The sequence below is a fragment of the Mesorhizobium sp. M4B.F.Ca.ET.203.01.1.1 genome, assembly GCF_004791025.1.
GTDB classification, from domain to species: Bacteria; Pseudomonadota; Alphaproteobacteria; order Rhizobiales; family Rhizobiaceae; genus Mesorhizobium; species Mesorhizobium abyssinicae.
The window spans coordinates 584591-601462 of the sequence record NZ_SRUO01000002.1 but is presented as its reverse complement, the minus strand read 5'-3'; the positions used below and the strand labels follow the sequence as shown (position 1 = coordinate 601462).

General features: G+C 65.7%; 18 protein-coding genes and 1 pseudogene. 11 read left to right on the top strand and 8 right to left on the bottom strand.

The window, feature by feature from the left end; all coding sequences use genetic code 11:
• Positions 1-8 precede the first annotated feature (8 nt).
• The gene (locus EN846_RS06175) at positions 9-974 is read right to left on the bottom strand and encodes an L-threonylcarbamoyladenylate synthase (RefSeq protein ID WP_187331214.1); all 966 of its coding nucleotides are present in this window, start codon (positions 972-974) and stop codon (positions 9-11) included.
• A gap of 164 nt (positions 975-1138) precedes the next feature.
• Between EN846_RS06175 and EN846_RS06170 the strand changes: the two genes are divergently transcribed.
• Both EN846_RS06170 and EN846_RS06165 read left to right on the top strand, forming a co-directional pair.
• Positions 1139-1630 carry a hypothetical protein gene (locus EN846_RS06170; RefSeq protein WP_245509075.1) on the top strand — a complete coding sequence of 164 codons (492 nt, stop codon included), beginning with the start codon at positions 1139-1141 and terminating at the stop codon, positions 1628-1630.
• Between the two features lie 135 nt (positions 1631-1765).
• Positions 1766-2155 (top strand): hypothetical protein, encoded by a 390-nt coding sequence (locus tag EN846_RS06165; RefSeq protein WP_127222589.1) that lies wholly within the window; start codon positions 1766-1768, stop codon positions 2153-2155.
• Positions 2156-2222: 67 nt separating this feature from the next.
• Here EN846_RS06165 and EN846_RS06160 read toward each other — a convergent pair whose 3' ends face one another.
• Positions 2223-2507: an ATPase gene (locus tag EN846_RS06160; RefSeq protein ID WP_127393470.1), complete on the bottom strand. Its 285-nt coding sequence runs from the start codon at positions 2505-2507 to the stop codon at positions 2223-2225.
• Between the two features lie 224 nt (positions 2508-2731).
• On the bottom strand, positions 2732-4885 hold the full coding sequence (gene glyS / locus EN846_RS06155) for a glycine--tRNA ligase subunit beta (RefSeq protein WP_127393471.1): 2154 nt from the start codon (positions 4883-4885) through the stop codon (positions 2732-2734).
• A 220-nt stretch (positions 4886-5105) separates the two neighbouring features.
• On the opposite strand from glyS, the gene EN846_RS06150 reads away from it, so the two are divergent.
• Complete coding sequence (locus EN846_RS06150; RefSeq protein ID WP_128275566.1) at positions 5106-5285, top strand: hypothetical protein; 180 nt, start codon at positions 5106-5108, stop codon at positions 5283-5285.
• A gap of 48 nt (positions 5286-5333) precedes the next feature.
• On the opposite strand, the gene EN846_RS06145 is transcribed toward EN846_RS06150, so the two are convergent.
• The 3 genes from EN846_RS06145 to EN846_RS06130 form a co-directional block, all read right to left on the bottom strand.
• Positions 5334-6278, bottom strand: a complete 945-nt coding sequence (locus tag EN846_RS06145; RefSeq protein ID WP_127393575.1) for a glycine--tRNA ligase subunit alpha — start codon at positions 6276-6278, stop codon at positions 5334-5336.
• Positions 6279-6726: 448 nt separating this feature from the next.
• Positions 6727-8499: a tetratricopeptide repeat protein gene (locus EN846_RS06135; protein ID WP_127393576.1), complete on the bottom strand. Its 1773-nt coding sequence runs from the start codon at positions 8497-8499 to the stop codon at positions 6727-6729.
• A gap of 315 nt (positions 8500-8814) precedes the next feature.
• The gene (locus EN846_RS06130; protein ID WP_127284243.1) at positions 8815-9831 is read right to left on the bottom strand and encodes a polyprenyl synthetase family protein; all 1017 of its coding nucleotides are present in this window, start codon (positions 9829-9831) and stop codon (positions 8815-8817) included.
• A gap of 163 nt (positions 9832-9994) precedes the next feature.
• Here EN846_RS06130 and EN846_RS06125 point away from each other — a divergent pair, with 163 nt between their 5' ends.
• The 6 genes from EN846_RS06125 (at position 9995) to moaB (ending at position 13715) form a co-directional block, all read left to right on the top strand.
• Positions 9995-10219: a DUF2007 domain-containing protein gene (locus EN846_RS06125; RefSeq protein WP_127259063.1), complete on the top strand. Its 225-nt coding sequence runs from the start codon at positions 9995-9997 to the stop codon at positions 10217-10219.
• Positions 10216-11019 carry a tRNA1(Val) (adenine(37)-N6)-methyltransferase gene (locus tag EN846_RS06120; RefSeq protein ID WP_128347011.1) on the top strand — a complete coding sequence of 268 codons (804 nt, stop codon included), beginning with the start codon at positions 10216-10218 and terminating at the stop codon, positions 11017-11019. The genes EN846_RS06125 and EN846_RS06120 overlap by 4 nt, the downstream gene beginning before the upstream one ends.
• A gap of 108 nt (positions 11020-11127) precedes the next feature.
• On the top strand, positions 11128-11985 hold the full coding sequence (locus EN846_RS06115) for a S49 family peptidase (RefSeq protein WP_128347012.1): 858 nt from the start codon (positions 11128-11130) through the stop codon (positions 11983-11985).
• An 83-nt stretch (positions 11986-12068) separates the two neighbouring features.
• Positions 12069-12254: a hypothetical protein gene (locus EN846_RS06110; RefSeq protein ID WP_127284240.1), complete on the top strand. Its 186-nt coding sequence runs from the start codon at positions 12069-12071 to the stop codon at positions 12252-12254.
• Between the two features lie 26 nt (positions 12255-12280).
• The gene (locus EN846_RS06105) at positions 12281-13177 is read left to right on the top strand and encodes a 4-(cytidine 5'-diphospho)-2-C-methyl-D-erythritol kinase (protein WP_127393873.1); all 897 of its coding nucleotides are present in this window, start codon (positions 12281-12283) and stop codon (positions 13175-13177) included.
• A complete protein-coding gene (gene moaB, locus EN846_RS06100) occupies positions 13164-13715 on the top strand; it encodes a molybdenum cofactor biosynthesis protein B (RefSeq protein ID WP_127393872.1) in 552 nt (183 codons plus the stop codon). Before EN846_RS06105 ends, moaB begins: the two co-directional genes overlap by 14 nt.
• Before the next feature lie 21 nt (positions 13716-13736).
• On the opposite strand, the pseudogene EN846_RS06095 reads toward moaB, so the two are convergent.
• Positions 13737-14117: pseudogene (locus EN846_RS06095) on the bottom strand (hypothetical protein); the annotation flags it as partial.
• 30 nt (positions 14118-14147) lie between these two features.
• Positions 14148-14651, bottom strand: coding sequence for a glycosyltransferase (locus tag EN846_RS06090; protein ID WP_127393874.1), 504 nt, complete (start codon positions 14649-14651; stop codon positions 14148-14150).
• A 150-nt stretch (positions 14652-14801) separates the two neighbouring features.
• Between EN846_RS06090 and EN846_RS06085 the strand changes: the two genes are divergently transcribed.
• Positions 14802-15956, top strand: coding sequence for a PA0069 family radical SAM protein (locus EN846_RS06085; protein ID WP_135858543.1), 1155 nt, complete (start codon positions 14802-14804; stop codon positions 15954-15956).
• Positions 15957-16104: 148 nt separating this feature from the next.
• The gene (locus tag EN846_RS06080; protein ID WP_127392820.1) at positions 16105-16800 is read left to right on the top strand and encodes a ribonuclease HII; all 696 of its coding nucleotides are present in this window, start codon (positions 16105-16107) and stop codon (positions 16798-16800) included.
• Positions 16801-16872: the final 72 nt, after the last annotated feature.

Below are 16872 nucleotides of genomic sequence, written 5' to 3'. Positions count from 1 at the left end.
TATGGCGCTCAGCCGGTCTTGTCACGCGGCGCTGCGGCGCGCGACAGCCGGTCGTTGATCGCCTCGCCCAGTCCGTCGAAGGGGATCGGCTCGACGGCGATGGTCGTAGCGCCGCTGCGGTCGAGGTCCTGCATGTATGCGAAGAGGTTCGCCGCCGCCTCGCGCAGGTCGCCGGTCTCGGAGAGGTTGCGCAGCGCGGCGGCATCCTGCCAGCCTTCGGCGCGACTGCCGCCGAAGGCGAGCAGCGCCTCGCCGCTGGCGATCTGTCGGGCATTGAGGCGCATCGCGGCACCTGGCGCGTAATGCGAGGCGAGCATGCCGGGCGCCTCGATGCCGGCGGCCGCGCCGCGCAGCAGCGGCTTGCCGGCGACGGCCTCGATCTCGGCCGCGGCGATACCGCCGGGCCGCAGCAGCCGCACGCTCCCCCCCTCGACCTTGACGATGGTCGATTCCAGGCCGACCGGCGTCGCGCCGCCATCGACCACCAGCCTGATCCTATCGCCGAGATCGGCCGCCACGGCCTCGGCGGTGGTGGCGCTGATCCTGCCGGACGAATTGGCGCTTGGCGCGGCCAGCGGATGACCGAGCCTGGCGATCAACTCGCCGCCGAAGCCCTTCGGCATGCGCAGCGCAATGGTGTCGAGCCCGGCCGTGACCAGCGGGTGAATGTCGTTGCCGGGGCGCTGCGGCAGCACCAGTGTCAACGGCCCCGGCCAGAAGGCCCCGGCCAGCTTCCTCGACAGCGGATCGAAATGCGCAATGCGCTCGGCCATGGCGAGATCAGCGACATGGGCGATGAGCGGGTTGAAGCGCGGCCGGCCCTTGGCCTCGAAGATCCGGGCAACACCGATGCCATTGGTGGCGTCGCCGGCCAGCCCATAGACGGTCTCGGTCGGAATGGCGACGACGTCGCCGCCTTCGAGCAGCGCCAGCGCCCGCTCCATCGCCTTGCCGGCGGCAAGTATCTCAGCCACTTGTCGTCACCTCTATAAGATGCGGGGCTGCGTAATACGGCGACGCCTGGGGGGCAAGTGCGGGCGTTGGCGAATTATCAATCCCTAAAATGCTATGTTTCCGCGCAAGCAGGCATCAATCCCGCGGGAATATGGTGCCCGTCTGTTGGGCCAGGGGAATTATCATGGTGTCGATGCGTATCCTTGCAGCGCTTGGCGTCGGCCTGTCGGCGATCACCGGCAGCGCGCAGGCCTCGTCCATTGTCGTGCTCGGCGCGTCGACCGCGACGCCGTCCATCATCAGGCTCGGCGCGGCGGACCCGATGAAGATCGGCTCGACGCCGTCGGTGGTGGCGCTTGGCGAGCCGGCACCCGACGTCACCGACGAGAAAGTGGCGGCGATCCCCGAGAAGCCCACGCATCATGGCTCCATGCAGAGCCCGATGATCATCCGCGGCGGCGTCGTCGGCGGCGCCTTTGCAACGCCCGCCGCCGCGCCGGCCAAGGCCACCGCCGCCACTGCGCCGGCGACCGAGACGAAGCCCGCCGAAGACGGCAAGCCGGCCGGCGAGGCGACCGCGTCAAACGGCGAGCCGAAATCGCAGCCGGAGGCGCAGCAGCCGCAACCGGCAGCGGCGCAGCCGGCACCGATATCCCCTATCGGAAAAGCCATGTAAGCTTTCGGCGGAGTCGGATCCGTCATCCGGCACACATGTGCGGATGGCATTATTCGTCCCTGATTCCATCGCCGCTGCCCGAACCGCTCGGGCGGCTTCGCTAGACGAGGATTTGGGTTTCAAAGGGGGTTCATCATGAACGAGACGAGACGATTTGCCGTCGCCGCATTGCTGCTGGCGACAGTGCTGGGCACGAGCACGGCGCGGGCCGACTACATGCTCGGCTCCTATGTCGCGCGCATTTCCGAGCGGGATCACCAAGCCAGCGACGGCTATCCGCTGGACAGCGCCGCGCAGATGGTGAGGCAGGACCGCGCCAACTGGCACAAGTTCCATCGGCGCGACCGCGACGACGAGGGCGACGCCTGGTTCCGCAGCAACGAGGACCGCGCCGATCTTGAGCGGATGCTGAAGCGTGGCGGCGCTATGAGCGGCGCGACGCGGCGCGCCATCATCAATGGCGAGCCGCTGATCCAGGTCGATGTCTATTCGAACAGCGTTTACGTCAGCATCCTCGAGGACTGACGGCAAAAAGGGCGGCGCGCGGGCGCCGCCCTTTTCTTAACCTGTTGGGCCAGCCGGTCGCGGATGCTCAGGCGGCTTCTTCCTTGTCCTCGTCGGACTCGTCTTCGTCGTCCTCGCCTTCGGCCTTCACGCCGTCTTCTTCTTCGCCGTCCTCGTCCTCATCGTCACCCGAGAGGGTGGCTTCCTCGTCGGTATCTTCGGCGTCTTCGTCGTCGCCATCCTCGTCGTCAGACAGATCGGCGGCTTCGATCGCGGCGGCGGCGGCATGGTCGAGGATGGTGTCGGAGGCGGAGTCGCTCGCCTCGGCGGCCGTGGTTTCTTCAGTCACTTCGATGTCGTGATCGGAATGCATGGCAAGCCTCCATCGTTGGGGGGAACGTCTTTTGTTTGATGCATGTCGTTGTCCCAGAACCGCTGCACACTTCTGGGCGACACGCATTGGTTCTCCCATGCGGAGGTCATCGTCATATGACTGTAAGCCGGCGCCAGCGTACTAATTTTGACGCCTGAAGGCAGGGGCGCGCTGCCCGCGCCCTGATAGGCGCAGGCAACTTCAGGACCGCCTTTTCTCAGCCGTCAGCCGGCGATCTTGGAGAAATCCGCGACCTGGTCGGTGGCGGCGCGGATGCGGGCAAGCAGCGCCAGCCGATTGGCGCGCACGGCCTGGTCCTCATCATTGACGAGAACCCGTTCAAAAAATGAATCAACCGGTTCACGCAAAACGCTAAGCGCCAGCATGGCGGCGGAAAAATCTTCGTTTTGAATCGCTTGGCCGGCTTCCTTCTCGGCCTGATTCACCGCGGCAAACAGCGATTTCTCGGCATCCTCGCGAAACAGCGCCGGCTCAACAGTCTCGGCGACCAGCGTTTTCTTCTTCTCCTCGGCGGCAAGGATGTTGGCCGCGCGCTTGGTGCCGGCGAGCAAATTCCTGCCGTCGTCGCCGTCGAGTAAGGAGCCGAGCGCCTCGACGCGACGCACGATCTGCAAGAGGTCGTCCGACTGCGGCGTGATGACGGCATCGATCAGATCATGCCTGGCGCCCTGATCGCGGAGATAGACTTTCAGCCGGTCGTGGAAGAAGGCGAGGAGGTCGGACTGCTGGTTCGCACCGCCTGCAAAGTTTGCAAAGGCCTTGGCGAAGATCGATGTCAGTGCCAACCGAACGCGGTTCTCGATCAGGATCCTGACCACGCCGAGCGCAGCACGCCGCAGCGCAAATGGATCCTTGCTGCCGGTTGGTTTCTCATCGATGGCCCAGAAGCCGGTCAGCGTGTCGAGCTTGTCGGCGAGCGCCACCGCCACCGAGACCGGATCGGTCGGCACGCGGTCGGACGGGCCCTGCGGCTTGTAGTGTTCCTCGGCAGCCGCTGCGACGGACGGATGCTCGCCCTCCAGCAGCGCATATTTGCGGCCCATGGCGCCCTGCAATTCAGGGAACTCGCCGACCACTTCGGTCTGCAAATCGGCCTTGGCGAGCAGGGCTGCGCGGCGCGCCAGCGCCGGATCGGCGCCGACGACCGGCGCCAGTTCCTCGGCCAGCCGCTTGATCCGCTCGACACGAGCTCCCTGCGTGCCGAGCTTGGCGTGGAAGGTCACGTTGAGATGGTCGAGACGTGCCATGCGCTGGTCGAGCGGCTTCTTCAGATCGAGCCCGAACTTTTCCGCCGACGCCTTGAGCTCGCCGAAATCTGGCAGATCGCCCTGGTCGGTCTTCCAGAAATAGAGCGCGTCGGAGAGGCGGGCGCGCACCACCTTGCCGTTACCATGCGCGATCTCCTTGCCGCCATCCTTGGCCTCGATGTTGGCGACGAGGATGAAGCGGTTGGAGAGGTCCTCGCCCGCCCCTTGCGGCCGGGTCACGAAACACTTCTGGTTGGCGCGGATGGTCAGCCGGATGACCTCGGGCGGAATGGCGAGGAAATCCTGCTCGAATTCGCCCATCAGCACGACAGGCCATTCGACGAGGCCGGAAACTTCCTCCAGCAGCCCTTCGTCCTCGACCAGGTCGAGACCGTTGGCGAAGGCGAGGTTGCGGGCGTCGGCCAGGATGATCTCCTTGCGCCGCTCGGCATCGAGCACGACCTTGGCGGCCTCCAGCTTCGACACGTAGTCGTCGAAGCGACGCACGGTGAATTCGCCCGGGGCGTGGAAGCGATGGCCATAGGTGACGTTGCCGGAGCGGATGCCGTCGATATCGAAATCGACCACCACGGGCTCCTCGGTCTCGGGGCCGAAGGTGCAGACGATCGATTGCAGCGGCCGCACCCAGCGAAGCGAGCCCGGCCTGGCCGAGGCCGGCCCCCAGCGCATCGATTTCGGCCAGGGGAAGCTGCGGATGATGCCCGGCACCAGTTCGGCGATGATGTCCTCCGCCGCCCTGCCCGGCTTGGAGATATGGGCGACATAGAAGTCGCCCTTCTTCGGGTCGGAATGGACATGCGCCTCGGCGATCGAGGCGAGGCCCGCCTTGCGCAGGAAGCCTTGCACCGCCTGTTCCGGCGCCGAGGTGGCGGGGCCCTTGATTTCCTCGCGAATGTCCTTGGAGCGCGCCGTCAGGCCGCGAATGTCGAGCGCCAGGCGCCGCGGCGTCCAGTACTCGCGCGCCGCCTCATAGGTCAGACCGGCCTCGACCAGGCCGTCGGTCAGCATCTTCCTGAGATCGCCCGCGGCCTTGCGCTGCATGCGCGCGGGGATTTCCTCGGAGCGAAGTTCGAGAAGCAGGTCGGGCATAGGGATCAACTCATGCGGGCGAACGGTCCGGGCGGGCATAGCAACTCGGCTCGCCGCTGTCACCCCTGCCCGCCGACCGCCAGGGCGGCCGATTTCAGGAAATTATCAGGTCTTTGTCGGGACCAGGCGGGCGCGCCCGTCCTAAGAACAGAAATCCAATGAACCGAACGCGGCGCTGAAGCGACCAACGCTCAGGCAGAGACCTATTGGCTGAACGACCATGAAAACGGTATCGAGAACCCTGCAGATCCTGGCACTGAGCGCCTGCTTCGCCGCCCAGATGCATGGCACGTTCACAATGCCGGGCGTGCGGCAGGCGCTGCGGACGATCGATGGCGCAAGCAGCCAGAGTTCGTTGCCGATCGCTTCGCTCACAATCGGTGAAAGCACCTTGAACTAAGGTGTCTTGAGATTCAGGTCAGGCAGGCATCACCTGAATATCGACACCTTAGGCCGCCAGCCCACCCGCCTCGGTCTGCAGGAAGGCCTCGCCGCAGGCCTTGGCAAGGTTGCGCACCTTGAGGATGTAGCTCTGCCGCTCGGTGACCGAAATCACGCCGCGCGCGTCGAGCAGGTTGAAGACGTGACTGGCCTTGATGCACTGGTCATAGGCAGGCAGGACCATGCGGTGCCGCGCCGGCGCGTCATTCGATCCGGGCGCGCCGGCCGCGAGCAGCGCCTTGCACTCGGCCTCGGCGTCCTCGAAATGCTTTAGAAGCATCGCGGTGTTGGCGAATTCGAAATTATGGCGCGAATATTCCTGCTCGGCCTGCAGGAAGACGTCGCCATAGGTGACCTTGTCGGCGCCGTCGCGGCCGTTTAAGTTCAAGTCGTAGACATTGTCGACGCCCTGCACATACATGGCGAGCCGTTCCAGTCCGTAGGTGAGCTCGCCCGCCACCGGCGCGCATTCGATGCCGCAGACCTGCTGGAAATAGGTGAACTGCGACACTTCCATTCCATCGCACCAGCACTCCCAGCCGAGCCCCCAGGCGCCCAGCGTCGGGCTCTCCCAGTCGTCCTCGACGAAGCGGATGTCGTGCAGCAGCGGATCGACGCCGATGGCTTCCAGCGAGCCGAGATAGAGCTCCTGCAGGTTGGGCGGGTTCGGCTTCAGGATCACCTGGTACTGGTAATAGTGCTGCAGCCGGTTGGGGTTCTCGCCATAGCGCCCGTCCTTCGGCCGGCGCGACGGCTGCACATAGGCGGCGTTCCAGCGCTTCGGACCCAGCGCGCGCAAGGTGGTCGCCGGATGGAAGGTGCCGGCGCCGACCTCCATGTCGTAGGGCTGCAGGATGACGCAGCCATAGTTCGCCCAGTAATTGTGCAAGGTCAGGATCAGCCCCTGGAAGGAGCGGCTGGGATGCATGTGGGCGGGAATGTCGACGGTCACGGCGGCCTCGATGGAGCGGCTGGATGGGGACCACGCTCTAGAGGCACGGCCGGCAAGCGTCAAGGCAAGCGAACTTTGGGTGGTTCGTCTATCGCAGGCTGTTCCCCCGCGCCTCATGCGAGACGCTTTGATCATATCTCGTCCGTCCGCGCCGCCCCTCATTGCCCTACCGGGCATTTCTCCCCGTATAGTGACGGGGAGAAAGACGCCACCGCGGCCGGGTTTCGCCAACCGCCAACGTTGCAGAATGAGTGCCGACGTCGCGGCCACCCCCTTCTCCCCGTCACTATACGGGGAGAAGGCGCCGGCAGGCGGATGAGGGGCGGCGCCGACGTTTCCAATGTCGCCCAAGCGCCCGGCGATTGGGATAGCTTGCGTGAGACGAGAAGCTAAGCTCAAAAGAAGCGGGGCTCCGAAGAGCCCCGCTCAAAGCATGCTTCGGTGCCGCTCAGCCCTTCGGCGCGGGCGTGGTCGGCTTGACCTTCGGGGTTTCCTGCGCCGTGTTGGATTCGATCGGCGGAAGACCCTTGATCAGCTTCTGCTGCAAGGTCGCAAGCACGTCGGGATCCGGCTTCAGGTCGCGGGCCTGGTTCCACTGATAGGTGGCTTCCAGCTTGCGGCCGACGCGCCAGTAGGCGTCGCCGAGATGGTCGTTCAGCACCGGGTCTTCCGGCTTCAGCGACACCGCGCGCTCCATTTCGCGGACCGCATCCTCGAAACGGCCCATGCGGAAATAGGCCCAGCCCAGCGAATCGACGATGTAGCCGTCGCTTGGCCTGAGGTCGACGGCCTTCTGGATCATCGCCAGGCCTTCCTTGAGGTTCAAGTTCATGTCGACCCAGGAATAGCCGAGATAGTTCAGAACCTGCGGCTGGTCGGGGAACAGCTCCAGCGCCTTGCGGAAGTTCGGTTCGGCCTTCGGCCATTCCTTCAGCCGCTCATAGGCGATGCCCCGCTGGTAGAAGATGTTCCAGTTGGCATTGGTCGGCGTCTTCAGCACCTCGACGGCCTTGTCGTAGAGATTGGCGGCCGAGCGGAAGTCCTCCTTGGAGGAGTAGACGCCACCCAGCGCCAGATAGGCGCGCATATCGTCCGGATGCTTGTCGACGAAGGCCTTGAGATGGGCGATCGCCTCGTCGTGGCGGTCGAGATCGGCGAGGTTGAGGCCGAGCTGCAGGTCGGAAAGCTCCTTCAGCGGCGAGGAATCGGGAATGCGCCGATAGAGCGCGATTGCCCCCTCGCCGTCCTTCAGCTGCTCGGCGACGGCGGCGAGCTGCACCAGGGCGGCATCGCTGTCGGGCTTCAGCGCCAGCGCATATTGCAGATAGAGGCGCACGAACGGCTCGCCGCCGCCGCGATTGAGCGCGGTGGCGAGATCGAGCAGGATCTCGGAGGCGCCGTCGGACGGGCCGGTGATGAAGGGCTCGATCTTGTCGCCCTTGTTGATCTTGTCGCGCAGTGTGGTGATTTCCAGCTTGCCGGGCGCGAACGCCTCGGCCTGGTCGAGCACCGAAAGCGCCTTGGCCTTGTCGCCCTTGCGGGCGAGGAAGGAGGCGTAGGCCTGCGCGTTGCGCATCCATGTCTCCGGCGCGGCACCGCCGGCGGCGGTGTCCTGCAGCGTCGCCGCGTAGAGCTGATCGGCCTTTTCGGACATGCCGGCGGCATCGGCGATCAGCGCGCGGTGGAAGGACTTGAACAGGCCGAACCAGTCGGGGCCCTGCAATTTGTCGATGGCGGCCATGGCATCGGCGGGCTCGCCGGCGCCTTCCTTGGCCCAGCCGCTCATGACGCCGGACAGCAGCCGGTCGAGATCGGATTCGAGCGACAGTTTCAGCCAGTACTCGGCCTTGGAGAAATCCTTCTTGTGGAAGGAATCGACGGCCAGCGCCAGGCGTGAGAAGCGCTCGACATCGGGTACTTCCCTGAGCTTGTCGGCATAAACGAGCGACTCCTCGAAGCGGCCCTGCGCGATCAGCGACAGCATCAGACTCTGCTGCAGCGCCGTGTCGCCGGGCGCAAAGGCGAGCGCCTGCTTGTAGTAGGCGATGGCGCTGTCGAGATCGTTATCGCCTTCGGCAATGCGCGCGGCAAGATAGGCGCCGGAGAAGGAGGTGATCTTGACCGGCTCGCTGGTTTGCTTGGCGTAGGCCGGCAGAGCCGAGATCGCCATGCCCGTCACAATTGCCAGCCCCGCGAGCCAGCGCGCACGTCCTTGCCGCATCGTATCCCTTTCAGCCAGACGCAATCCCCAAGTCGATGGGACCGCCACAGACTCGGTCTTTTCCCGACAAAGCATGGCCTTTTTGGGGTCAGGCTTCAATCCGGGCCGAATTCACAATCGGGTCACCCGATTAACGAACAATGGCCGCAGACGATAATAGCAGATCGCGCGGCCAACTACACCCTGACATCATGATCTATGCCCTGACGCCACGATACTCGCGGGGACCTCGCTGCACAGCCCGGCCCATTCGCGGGCTCTGGCAGTTTCTCGGGGGATGCCCGAGGGCTCCGGCGCTCTGCGGCCGGCCGCTTGTCAGTTCACCCTGGCGATGCAGAAATCGATGACGTCGATCAGCGCCGATTTCTGCGGCGTCGCCTCCAGCGGCGCCAGCGCATCCCTGGCGATCTCGCCGAAATGACGGGCGCGGCCGATCGTGTCGGCAATCGCCCCGTGGCGGGTCATCAGGCCGATCGCCTTTTCGAGCCCGGCGTCGTCGGTGACGTTGTCCTCGATGGCGCGCTTCCAGAAGGTGCGCTCGGCCTTGGTGCCGCGCCTGTAGGCGAGGATCACCGGCAGCGTCACCTTGCCCTCGCGGAAATCGTCGCCGACATTCTTGCCGAGGTCCTTGCTGGAGCCGCCATAGTCGAGCGCGTCGTCGATGAGCTGGAAGGCAAGGCCGAGATTCATGCCGTAGGAGCGCAGCGCGGCGCGGTCGTTGCGGGTTGCCTGGGCGATGACCGGGCCGACCTCGGCGGCGGCCGAAAACAGCGCGGCGGTCTTGGCCTTGATGACGGCGAAATGCTCGTCCTCGGTGGTCTCCAGGTTCTTGGCGGCGGCGAGCTGCATCACCTCGCCCTCGGCGATGATGGAAGCAGCGCTGGACAGGATGTCGAGGGCTTCCAGCGAGCCGACATCGACCATCATGCGGAAGGCCTGGCCGAGCAGGAAGTCGCCGACCAGCACGCTGGCCTGGTTGCCCCAGATCATGCGCGCCGTCTTCTTGCCGCGGCGCATGCCGCTCTCGTCGACGACATCGTCGTGCAGCAGCGTTGCCGTGTGCATGAACTCGACCGAGGTGGCGAGCTTGACATGACCGTCGCCGGAATAGCCGAACATCTGGGCGGCGGCGAGCGTCAGCATCGGCCGCAATCGCTTGCCGCCGGACGAGATCAGATGGTTGGCAACCTCGGGGATCATCTCGACGTCTGAGCCGGCCTTGGACAGGATCAGCTTGTTGACGCGCCCCATGTCGGCGGCCGTCAGATCGATCAGATCCTTGATGGAGGCGGGTTCCCGCTTCCCGTTTTCGATGTTGAGAACGACACCCACCACAGACACTCCCGTCTATTCCAAGCGCACGACGGCACCTAGTTCCCGAAGCAGACTCTAGGGCGGCATCCACCGGCACGGCAAGAGGCGAATTGGCGCGGTTGCGGCCGGCGGCGGGAACGCCCACGTTTACAGGAACGGCGCAACCTGCGATTTTCATTTCATGATAGAGCTCATCCGTACCAACGACGCCGTGATCATCTCCTTCGTCGAATCGCTGATGCGCGACGCCGGCATCGCCTGTTTCGTCGCCGATGAGAACATGAGCGTGCTCGACGGCTCGATCGGCATCCTGCCGCGGCGCGTCATGGTCGACGCCGACAAGGCGGACGCGGCGCGGCGCATATTGACCGATGCCGGCATCGCCAACGAGATCCGCCGGAAATGACGTCCGCGTCGCCCGCAGCCCTTGTCCCGGACACACCGGCCCATACGGTCGATGCCTTCCATCGCGGGCGTTTCTGGCTGGTGCAGCCTCGGGCCGCCGGCCACCGCGCCGGCATGGACGCAATGATGCTGGCCGCCGCCGTGCCCTCGCCCTTTGGCGGACGGCTGGCCGATTTCGGCGCCGGCGCGGGCGCCGCGGGGCTCGCGGTGCTGTCGCGCTGTCCGGCGGCGCGGGTCGTGCTGGTCGAACGCTCGCCGGAAATGGCCGGATTCGCGCATGCCACGCTCGCCCATCCCGGCAACGCGCATCTCGGCGACCGCGCGTCGGTGCTGACGGCCGATGTCATGCTGACGGGCAAGGCGCGCGGCGAGGCCGGCCTTGCCGACAACAGTTTCGACTTCGTCATCATGAACCCGCCCTTCAACGCCGCTGAGGACCGCGCCACGCCGGATCAGTTGCGCAAGCAGGCGCATGTTATGGAGGACGGGCTGTTCGAAAGCTGGATCAGAAGCGCTGCCGCGGTGGCGAAGCCACGCGGCGGGCTCGCCGTCATCGCCAGGCCCGAGCAGCTCGGTGCCCTGCTCGATGCGATCGACGGCCGCTTCGGCGATACCGAGATGCTCGCCGTCCACCCCCGTCCCGAGGCGGCGGCAATCCGGATCGTCGTCAGGGCGACGCTCGGCGCGCGCGGAAAACTATCGATCCGCCCGCCGCTGATGCTGCACGCCGAGACAGGCAACGGGCCAGCCGAGCGGACCGAGATGATCAACAACGGACTGGCGTCGCTTTTCGGCGATTGATCATCGGCCGGCCATGCGGCATTGCCGTTGGCCGGCGAATTCCTACATGCCCACAGCAAGATGAGGCCTCATCTTGCTGCTTTTTCAGTGACCGGAGACCCCGACCTCGTGAAACGCCTCTTGAACCGCCTGCTGCCGAAGTCCTGGCGCTCCACCGTCGTCGTGGTTCCGGTCATCCGGCTGCACGGCACGATCATGGCCGGCGGCGGCCAGTTCCGGCCGAGCCTGTCGCTGGCGTCCACCGCCGGCCTCATCGAGAAGGCGTTCTCCTTCGATGCGCCCGTCGTCGCCATCTCCATCAATTCGCCGGGCGGCTCGCCGGTGCAGTCGCGGCTGATCTTCAAGCGTATCCGCGACCTCGCGCTGGAGAAGAACAAGAAGGTGCTGGTGTTCGTCGAGGACGTGGCGGCCTCCGGCGGCTACATGATCGCGGTCGCCGGCGACGAGATCTTCGCCGATCCGTCCTCGATCGTCGGCTCTATCGGCGTCGTCTCCGCCTCGTTCGGTTTTCCCGAGCTGATGAAAAAGATCGGCATCGAGCGGCGTGTCCACACCGCCGGCCAGAACAAGGCGGTGCTCGACCCGTTCAAGCCGGAGAAGAAGGAAGATGTCGAGCGGCTGAAGGCGCTGCAGCTTGAAGTGCACGAGACCTTCATCGACCTCGTCAAGGAGCGGCGCGGCACCAGGCTGAAGGACGATCCTGACCTGTTCACCGGCCTGTTCTGGACCGCCAAGAAGGGTCTCGAGCTCGGCCTCGTCGACGCGCTGGGCGACATGCGGGGCGTTCTGAAGACCCGCTTCGGGGCGAAGACCCAGCTGAAGCTGATCACCGCGCCGCGCGGCCTGTTCGGCCGCTTCGGCCTGTTCGGCTCGCGCTTTTCGGCGCCCGACATCGCGGCCGCCGCAGCCAGCGGCGTCGTCGATGCGGCGGAAGAGCGCGCGCTGTGGGCGCGCTTCGGGCTTTGAAAAAACGGTGAAAGCGTCTAGCATATCCGCTTGACCGACCCGACCGGCCGCATTCGCCGCCTATTCGAGGGAGGAGTTTTGGGATGCCGCAGATCATTTTCTTCGTCGTTATCGGCGCCGCCGCCTATTTCGGCTATCGCGCCTTCATCCGCGAAGCCGAGCGCGTGACGGCCAAGATCCGGCGTACCGAGAAACAGGCGGCAAACGGCACCATGGGGACGCTGGTCAAGGACCCGAAGACCGGCGAATACCGGCTGGCCAAGGACTGAACGCCATCTCGTCAGCAACCGAAGCGTTGGATGCCGGGACGCAAGCCGGCACGTGGCTTGCCCCTGCCAAGATCAACCTTGCGCTGCATGTCACCGACAGGCGCGCCGACGGCTATCATCTGCTCGAAAGCCTCGCCGTCTTCACCCGCTTCGGCGACCGGGTCGAGATCGAGCCGGCCGAGACCGACCGGTTATCCATCTCAGGCAAATACGCCCCTGCGGTTCCAGCGGACGACAGCAATCTGGTGGTGAAGGCGCGCGAGGCATTGCGCCGCGAAGCGGGATTGCTTGCCACGCCGCCTGTTGCCATCAATCTGGAAAAGAACCTGCCGGTCGCCTCCGGCGTCGGCGGCGGCTCCAGCGATGCCGCCGCCGTGCTGCGCGGGCTGGTCCAGACATGGCGGCTCGACATCGACGATGCCGAGCTGGCGCGGATCGGCCTGTCGCTTGGAGCAGATGTGCCGATGTGCCTGGCGGCAAGGCCGCTGATCGCGCGCGGCGTCGGCGACGAGATTTCCACGGTCGAAGGCTTTCCCGCGCTCGCCCTGGTGCTGGTCAATCCGGGCATCGCGGTTTCCACGCCGGAGGTTTTCAGGGCGCTGGCCAGCCGCGATAACGAGGCGCTGCCGCCGCTGCCCGGCAAGTTCGACTTTCATACCATCCGCAACTGGCTGGAGGCGACGCGCAACGACCTCGAGCCCGCCGCCCGCGCCATCGAGCCGGCGATCGGCGAAGCGCTCAAGGCGCTGAGGAAGGCCGACGCCGGCTTTGCCCGCATGTCGGGTTCCGGCGCCACCTGCTTCGGCCTGTTCGAGACCGGCAATGTCGCCAAGCGCGCGGCGCTCGATATAAGGCGCCGCCATCCCGACTGGTTCGTCGCCGCGACGCGAAGCATGGAGGCCGACGCCCATGGCCAAGATTGACGAGAGCCGCCCCTTCATCCCCGTGCGCATCGCGGTGCTGACGGTTTCGGACACGCGCAGCCTCGCCGACGACAAATCCGGGCAGACGCTGGCCGACCGCATCGCGGAGGCCGGCCACATCCTCGCCGTGCGCGACATCGTCACCGACGACCGGGAGAATATCCGCGACAAGGTGCTCGGCTGGTCGAAGGACGAAGGCGTCGATGTCGTCATCACCACGGGCGGCACCGGCTTCACCGGCCGCGACGTGACGCCGGAAGCGCTGGAACCGATCTTCGAAAAGCGCATGGACGGCTTTTCCGAAGTGTTCCACCGCATCTCCTACGACAAGATCGGCACCTCAACGATCCAGAGCCGGGCGACCGGCGGCGTCGTCAACGCCACCTTCGTCTTCGTGCTGCCCGGCTCGCCCGGCGCCTGCAAGGACGCCTGGGACGGCATCATCAAGGCGCAGCTCGACTACCGTCACATGCCCTGCAACTTCGTCGAGATCATGCCGCGCCTGGACGAACACCTGAAACGCGGCAAGGCCGGGTGATCGCCTGACGGCGTCGCCGCTTCAGCGGATGACCGGCTCGCCGTGGAAGCGCCGGCGCGAGGGGCGCGAGACGCCGAAGCCGACTTCCATCATCAGCCGCGGCGTGCGCGAAGGCACCGTGCCCATGTCGAAGCCGAACGGATCCTCGACGAAGCCGAGCCCTGCTTCACCCGTGAGCGTGACCGGGCTGTCGTCGCCATAGACCTTCAGCACCTCATCCGCCGGATGGCCGACAAGCAGCGTCAGCTGGTGCTTTAGGCTGCGGCGTTTGTGGCTGCCGCGCACATAGACATGCGGGCCGGTGCCGGCATCGCAGGGCTTCAGGTAGAAGAAGAATTTCAGCATCCGCCAGTCGTCGAGATCGAAATGGTACTTGCCGAGCGAGGCAAGGTTCTTGTCGGCGCTCCTTCTCCCCCAAAAGCGAGGGAAGACTCACTTCGGCGGCGCGACCCAGATTTCCGCATCGAGCCTTTTCGTTGCCAGGCCGCGCGCGATGGCTTCGGCGCTGCGGGCGCTTTTCGCGAGCGCAGTGGCCTGACGCTTGCTGATGACCAGCCCCTCGGCCAGCGCCCGGTTGCCGGAAAAGACCCTGGCCAGGAACGGCGCACGGCTTCCGCGCGCGCGCGAAAAACGCGCCGGCATGGTGGCCCTCGCCGTATGGGCCACGACCTCGTCGATCCAGCCGTCCGACAGCCGCGCGCCGGGCTCCAGCAACAGCAGCCAGTCGCCCTTTGCCTGCCGGATACCGGCGGCGATGCCGCCTGCGACATAGTGGCAGCCGGCATGGTCGGCAACGCGGTGCGTCTGGTCGGTCGAGCCGGTGTCACAGACGACGACGTCGCGCACCACGCCTTCGACCGCGCCGCCGATCAGCGAGGCGAGCGTGCGGGCAAGGCCCTCTTCGTCATTCAGGGTTTCGATGAGAACGCTGAGCATTGCCAGCCGAATAGCGGAAAGCCGCGCCATGCGCCAGTTTTTGCATCGCGGCACAAAAAGTTCTTGCTTTGTTCTCCTCAAGAAAATAGGAATAGTTTCATGAACAGAGCGATTCGACAGCCTGCTGACAGTCCTTGGGAGAGGGCGAAAATGGAACAGATCGTGCGTGCCGACATTGCAGCCTTCGGAGCCGGGAGAGCCGAGATGGCGAATGCGATGATCGAGCAGAGCGGCATGCGCGTGCGGCCCGACCGCAATCGCGGCCGCTCCGCCGGCATCAATCCGTCCGGCCGCTTCGAGCCGGTCAGCCGGCATGTGTTCGACGATGGCTGGAATTCTCTGGAGGAACTGCCGCCATTCAAGACCGAGGTGCAGGTGGAGAGGCCGCGCACCATCATCACGCGCAACGAGTCGCCCGACATCTCGTTCGATCGCTCGATCAACCCCTATCGCGGCTGCGAGCATGGCTGCGTCTACTGCTTCGCCAGGCCGACGCATTCCTTCATGGGCCTGTCGCCGGGACTCGATTTCGAATCGAAGCTGTTCGCCAAGCCTGATGCGGCGCGCATGCTCGACAAGGAACTGTCGAAGCCCGGCTACCAGCCGCGCACCATCGCCATCGGCACCAACACCGATCCCTACCAGCCGATCGAGAAGCAGTACCGGATCATGCGCGAGATCCTCGAAGTGCTGGAGGCGCGCGGCCATCCGGTCGGCATCGTCACCAAGTCGGCGCTGGTGACGCGCGACATCGACATCCTGTCGCGCATGGCCGAACGCGGACTTGCCAAGGTGGCGTTGTCGGTGACGACGCTTGACCGCATGCTGGCGAGAACCATGGAGCCGCGCGCGTCGACGCCGACCAAGCGGCTGGAGGCGATCCGGCAGCTCTCCGACGCCGGCATTCCCGCCTCCGTCATGGTCGCGCCGATCATCCCCGGCCTGACCGATCCGGAGATGGAGCGCATCCTCGATTCGGCACGCGCCGCCGGCGCGCGCGAGGCAGGCTATGTCGTGCTGCGGCTACCGCTGGAGGTGGCGCCGATCTTCAAGGACTGGCTGCTGCGCCATTATCCGGACCGCTACCGGCACGTGATGTCGCTGATCCGTTCGATGCGCGACGGCAAGGACTACGATTCGGAATGGGGCAAGCGCATGAAGGGCGCCGGACCCTATGCCTGGCAGATCGGCCGCCGTTTCGAGATCACCGCCAAGCGGCTCGGGCTCAACGCCGAGCGGCGGCAGCTCAGGACCGACCAGTTCGTCGCCGCAGCCAACGCCACCGAGCAGTTGATGCTGCTTTGAAGGTCTCGCGCCGGCACTCGCCGGCTGGCGCGAGAAGAATCCCGTCCGGCCTGTCCCCCGGCCTTGAGACGGTGCCCTCCCGGTCCGCGCCCCACCCGACCCGGAGGGACTTGCGGAGAATCGGAGCCGATGCGAACCTCGCCGCACCATGGCTCGCGCGCGTTCCGATTCTCCGCTTCTCTTCGAAATCGTCGAGAAACCCGATTTCTCCATCGAGACGAAGGCGATGGCCGACGGATTGTGGCCGGTGGCGGGAATGGACGAGGCCGGGCGCGGACCGCTCGCCGGTCCGGTCGTCGCGGCGGCGGTGGTGCTCAACCCCGCCAACATTCCCGAGGGGCTCGACGATTCCAAGCGCCTCACCCATCTGCAGCGTGAAGCGCTGTTCGCCAGGATTCTGGGCTCGGCGCTCGGCGTGTCGATGGCCTCGATCAGCGCCGAAGGCATCGATGGCAGCAACATATTGAAAGCCAGCCTCGAAGCGATGCGCCGTGCCGTCGCCGGCCTGTCGCTGCGGCCGAAGCTGGCGCTGGCCGACGGCCGCGACGTGCCGCCCGGTCTTGCTTGCGAAGGACGCGCGCTGATCAAGGGCGACCAGCGCTCGCAGTCGATCGCCGCCGCCTCGATCGTCGCCAAGGTGATGCGCGACCGCATGATGTGCGGCTGCGGCGGTCACCACGAGCGCTACGGCTTCGAGGTGCATATGGGCTATGCAACGGCCCGCCACCGCACCGCGATCGAAGCGCACGGCCCTGTGGCAAGGTTGCACCGGGCGTCGTTTGCGCCGTTCAGGCTGGGCGGCGTCGAGGTGGTGGAAGAAGAGAGCTTGGTGGGATTGGAATAATCTCCCCCCTTGAGGGGGAGATGGCCGGCAGGCAGAGGGGGTCGCTTCGCGTGAAGCTCCAACGCCATCTGT

What these genes read in the sequence shown, in the direction of transcription:
- EN846_RS06170 (WP_245509075.1), top strand. Translation starts at nt 1,139, where the DNA reads ATGGTGTCGATGCGTATCCTTGCAGCGCTTGGCGTCGGCCTGTCGGCG.
- EN846_RS06165 (WP_127222589.1), top strand. Translation starts at nt 1,766, where the DNA reads ATGAACGAGACGAGACGATTTGCCGTCGCCGCATTGCTGCTGGCGACA.
- EN846_RS06160 (WP_127393470.1), bottom strand. Translation starts at nt 2,507, where the DNA reads ATGCATTCCGATCACGACATCGAAGTGACTGAAGAAACCACGGCCGCC.
- glyS (WP_127393471.1), bottom strand. Translation starts at nt 4,885, where the DNA reads ATGCCCGACCTGCTTCTCGAACTTCGCTCCGAGGAAATCCCCGCGCGC.
- EN846_RS06150 (WP_128275566.1), top strand. Translation starts at nt 5,106, where the DNA reads ATGAAAACGGTATCGAGAACCCTGCAGATCCTGGCACTGAGCGCCTGC.
- EN846_RS06135 (WP_127393576.1), bottom strand. Translation starts at nt 8,499, where the DNA reads ATGCGGCAAGGACGTGCGCGCTGGCTCGCGGGGCTGGCAATTGTGACG.
- EN846_RS06125 (WP_127259063.1), top strand. Translation starts at nt 9,995, where the DNA reads ATGATAGAGCTCATCCGTACCAACGACGCCGTGATCATCTCCTTCGTC.
- EN846_RS06120 (WP_128347011.1), top strand. Translation starts at nt 10,216, where the DNA reads ATGACGTCCGCGTCGCCCGCAGCCCTTGTCCCGGACACACCGGCCCAT.
- EN846_RS06110 (WP_127284240.1), top strand. Translation starts at nt 12,069, where the DNA reads ATGCCGCAGATCATTTTCTTCGTCGTTATCGGCGCCGCCGCCTATTTC.
- moaB (WP_127393872.1), top strand. Translation starts at nt 13,164, where the DNA reads ATGGCCAAGATTGACGAGAGCCGCCCCTTCATCCCCGTGCGCATCGCG.
- EN846_RS06090 (WP_127393874.1), bottom strand. Translation starts at nt 14,651, where the DNA reads ATGCTCAGCGTTCTCATCGAAACCCTGAATGACGAAGAGGGCCTTGCC.
- EN846_RS06085 (WP_135858543.1), top strand. Translation starts at nt 14,802, where the DNA reads ATGGAACAGATCGTGCGTGCCGACATTGCAGCCTTCGGAGCCGGGAGA.
- EN846_RS06080 (WP_127392820.1), top strand. Translation starts at nt 16,105, where the DNA reads ATGGCTCGCGCGCGTTCCGATTCTCCGCTTCTCTTCGAAATCGTCGAG.